Annotated in this window: 5 protein-coding genes; all 5 read right to left on the bottom strand. The window is 70.1% G+C overall.

Translation table 11 applies throughout. From position 1 onward, the window contains the following. Positions 1-99 precede the first annotated feature (99 nt). Positions 100-375 carry a phosphopantetheine-binding protein gene (locus H5J33_RS27815; protein ID WP_181797592.1) on the bottom strand — a complete coding sequence of 92 codons (276 nt, stop codon included), beginning with the start codon at positions 373-375 and terminating at the stop codon, positions 100-102. Then, positions 369-1130, bottom strand: coding sequence for an SDR family NAD(P)-dependent oxidoreductase (locus tag H5J33_RS27810; protein ID WP_181797590.1), 762 nt, complete (start codon positions 1128-1130; stop codon positions 369-371). Before H5J33_RS27810 ends, H5J33_RS27815 begins: the two co-directional genes overlap by 7 nt. Further along, positions 1127-2467, bottom strand: a complete 1341-nt coding sequence (locus tag H5J33_RS27805; RefSeq protein ID WP_181797588.1) for a class I adenylate-forming enzyme family protein — start codon at positions 2465-2467, stop codon at positions 1127-1129. The genes H5J33_RS27810 and H5J33_RS27805 overlap by 4 nt, the downstream gene beginning before the upstream one ends. A gap of 208 nt (positions 2468-2675) precedes the next feature. Next, the gene (locus H5J33_RS27800; protein WP_181797586.1) at positions 2676-2885 is read right to left on the bottom strand and encodes an acyl-CoA carboxylase subunit epsilon; all 210 of its coding nucleotides are present in this window, start codon (positions 2883-2885) and stop codon (positions 2676-2678) included. Beyond that, the coding region (locus H5J33_RS27795) for a carboxyl transferase domain-containing protein (RefSeq protein ID WP_309485504.1) at positions 2885-3505 on the bottom strand (621 nt) is incomplete at its 5' end. The genes H5J33_RS27800 and H5J33_RS27795, both read right to left, overlap by 1 nt.

The following is a 3505-nucleotide window of genomic DNA, read 5'->3' as shown; positions in this document are numbered from 1 at the left end:
CCGGCCCGCTGGTAGCCGCGGGAGAAGAAGCGGGTCTCGCCCGGGCCGAGGTAGTCGTCGATGGAGCGCAGCAGCAGCTGCTGGTCCGCGGTCATCGTGTCAGGCCCCGCTCGGCGCGGTGACCGTCCGGCCGGCCAGCGCCTCGGTGTAGGCCTGGACGAGGTCGTCGATCGTGCGCATGTCGGTGATCGAGACGCCGTCCTGGAAGGGGTCGACGCCGAGTTCCGTCTCCAGCTCGATCAGCAGCTGCGCGAGCGTGATCGAGTTGAGGCCGATGCGGACCAGGTCTTCGCTGCCGTCGTCGGTGTCGGGGTCGAGGAGCAGGTCCTGGATCTGCCGCTCTATCAGCTGGCGTATCTCCGTCTGGTTCAGCATGTGATGCCTCCGTCGATGACGATGGACTGCCCGGTCACGAAGTGCGCGCGGGCGGAGGTGAGGAAGAGGATCGCGTCGGCGATCTCGTCGGCCGTTCCCAGCCGGCCGAGCGGCGTGCGGTGCTGGATGCGTTCACGGTTGCGGTCGGTGACGTTCGCGGTCATGTCGCTGTCGAAAAAACCGGGGACGATGGAGTTGACCCGGATGTTGAAGGTGCCGAGCTCGCGCGCCAGGCTCCGGCTGAAGCCCTCCAGGCCGGCCTTGGCCGCGGCGTAGACCGAGACCCCGCGGAAGCCGCGGATGGCGTTGATGGACGAGATGTTGATGATGTTGCCGCCGTGACGGGTCATCAGCCGGGCGCAGGCCTGGGTGAGCAGGATCGGCGCGGTGAGGTTGTTGGTGATGAGCGAGTCGATCCGCTTGGACGGGGTGGTCAGCAGCAGTTCCTGGTGGAGCATGCCGGCGTTGTTGACCAGCAGGTCGGCGCGGCCGAACCGGCGGCCCACCGAGCGTGCGAAGGCCCGCATGGCCTCCGGCTCGCCGAGGTCGGCCTGCTCCCAGTGGAAGTCGTCGGGGTGGGCCTCGGTCATCGCGGAGGTGAACTCGTTGGCGCGGCGGCTGAAGGTGGCCACCTTCCAGCCGTCGGCCAGCAGGCGCTCGACGAGGGTCCGGCCGAGTCCCCTGCTGCCGCCGCTGATCACCGCGACCTTGCGCTGCGCCGTCTCCGCCTCGACGTCCCCGGCCGCCGGTCTCATGCCACGCTCCGGATCTTCTTGAAGCGCTCGGAGTGCTGGTCGGCGTCCGATATCTCCACGACCACGGGGACCTTGTAGTTCTCCAGCCGCTGGGCGCAGTGCTCGCGGACGGCCCGCACGACGTCGGCCTGCTCGGCGGGCTCGGCGAGCCGCACGGTCGCCTTGACCACCATGCCCGTCACATGGCTGGGCCGGCCGGAGACGGTGGCCTCGGCGATGTTGGGGATCTCCAGCAGGACGTTCTCGACCTCGCTGGGATACACCTTCTCGCCCGCGACGTTGATGATCTCCGAGGTGCGGCCGAGGATGCGCACGTAGTCGCCGTCGATCTCCACCGCGTCCTGGGTGTTGAAGTAGCCGTCCTCGTCGAACGGCGCCGGGGCGTTGAGGTAGCCGAGCATGGCCATGTCGGAGCGGATCCACAGGACGCCGTCGACGATTCTGTGGTCGAAGCCTTCCCCGCCGAGCTTCACCCACAGGCTGTCGTCGCTCTTGGACTTGGTGGGCATGATGCCCAGCTCCGAGAGCCCGTAGGTCTGCTTGAAGCGCACCTCGGGCAGCGCCTTCTTGAGGCTGCGCAGGGTGCCCAGCGGCATGGGCTCCGTACCGTAGGTGATCAGCTTCAGCGTGCTGAGGTCGTGGCGCTGGTACGCACCGGAGATCAGCAGCATGTTGAGGAAGGTCGGGGTGGTCGGCAGCACCTGGACCCGGTGGCCGGCGACGGCCGCGCAGACGGTGTCGGCGGTGCGTTCGGCGATGGTGATCAGCGTGCCGCCCTGGCTGAGGGTGTGCAGCAGGGTGTTGATGCCGCCGATGTGGTCCAGGTTGAGGAAGGCCAGGGTGCGGGCCGGCCGGGTCGGCTCGCCGTATCGGGCGAGGACCCGGGAGAAGTCGAGGACCGTGGCCTTGGAGCGGCCGGTGGTGCCGGAGCTGAAGAGCACCAGGCCGGGGACGCCGGCCTCGCGCAGCGTGCGGTAGAGCTCGTGGTCGGCCGTGCGCCCGGTGCGTTCGAACGTCCGTGAGCCGTCGGGCCGGATCACCACGACCGCCTCCACCTCGGCGATGTCGTGGAACTCCGCCCGCTTGGCCTCGGGCAGCGGGGTGAGCGGGACGACCACGGACTCCAGTGCGACCAGGGCGAGCAGCGCGGCGCAGGCCTCGACACTGCTGGCGCCCTCCACGGCCACGACCCGTCCGGGGCGCACGCCGCGGTCGGTCAGGTAGGTCTGCCAGTCGGCCGTGCGCTCCACCAGCCGCGCGTAACTGGTCGGTGTGCCGTCGAAGACGATCGCCTCGGTGTCACCGAAGGTTTTCAGGCGTTCCAGGAACCGGGTCATGCTGATCCCTCCGTTGGGTGTGCTGGTTCTCGGCTCCACGGGCCGCCGTGTCCGGGGAGGCCCGGCGCCGTTGCCGGGCGGGCTCCGAAGCGGCCGGCCGTGGAGCGGTCCGGGTGGGTGCGGTGGTGCGGTGGTGCGGTGCGTGTGGTCGTACGGCCGTTGCGGCGTCCGGGGCCGCTCGTCGCGGCAGCCGTTCGGGAACCGCCGCTCAGGAAGTGGTCCGCCAGGACGGCCGGCGGGGCGCGGGGAAGCGCTCCGTCCCCGCCCAGGAGGCGTACGCGGCACGGTCGTCGGGGGTGCCGGCCGGCTGCCGCCGTGTCACCAGGGCCATCACCGCGGTGATCGCGGCGAGTTCCGCGGGGTCGGGGTTGCCGCGCAACACCCGTACCAGTGGGGTGGGTTCGTCCGGTGCGGCCATCACACGGGCTGGTTCCCGTGCTTGCGGCTGGGCAGCTCGGCGTGCTTGGAGCGCAGCATCGCCAGCGCCTCCGCCAGGACGGCCCGGGTCTGGACGGGGTCGATGACGTCGTCCACCAGTCCGCGTTCGGCGGCGTAGTACGGGTGCATCAGCTCGCTCCGGTACTCCTTGATCCTTTGTGCGCGCGTCGCCTCCGGGTCCTCGGCCGCGGCTATCTCCCGGCGGTGGATCACGTTCGCGGCGCCCTCCGCGCCCATCACGGCGATCTCGTTGACCGGCCAGGCGAAGGAGAGGTCCGCGCCGATGGACCGCGAGTCCATGACGATGTAGGCGCCGCCGTACGCCTTGCGCAGGATCAGCTGGATCCGCGGCACGGTGGCGTTGCAGTACGCGTAGAGCAGCTTGGCGCCGTGCCGGATGATGCCGTCGTGCTCCTGGCCGACGCCGGGCAGGAAGCCGGGGACGTCCACGAGGGTGACCAGCGGGATGTTGAACGCGTCGCAGAACTGGACGAACCGCGCGGCTTTCTCGCTCGCCTGGATGTCCAGCACACCGGCCATCGACTGCGGCTGGTTGGCGACGATGCCGGTCACATGGCCGTCGATCCTGGTGAGCGCGCA

It is taken from the genome of Streptomyces sp. WELS2 (assembly GCF_013870595.1).
GTDB lineage: Bacteria > Actinomycetota > Actinomycetes > Streptomycetales > Streptomycetaceae > Streptomyces.
The sequence above is the reverse complement of the archived record's forward strand: the minus strand, read 5'-3'. Positions and strand labels throughout refer to the sequence as shown.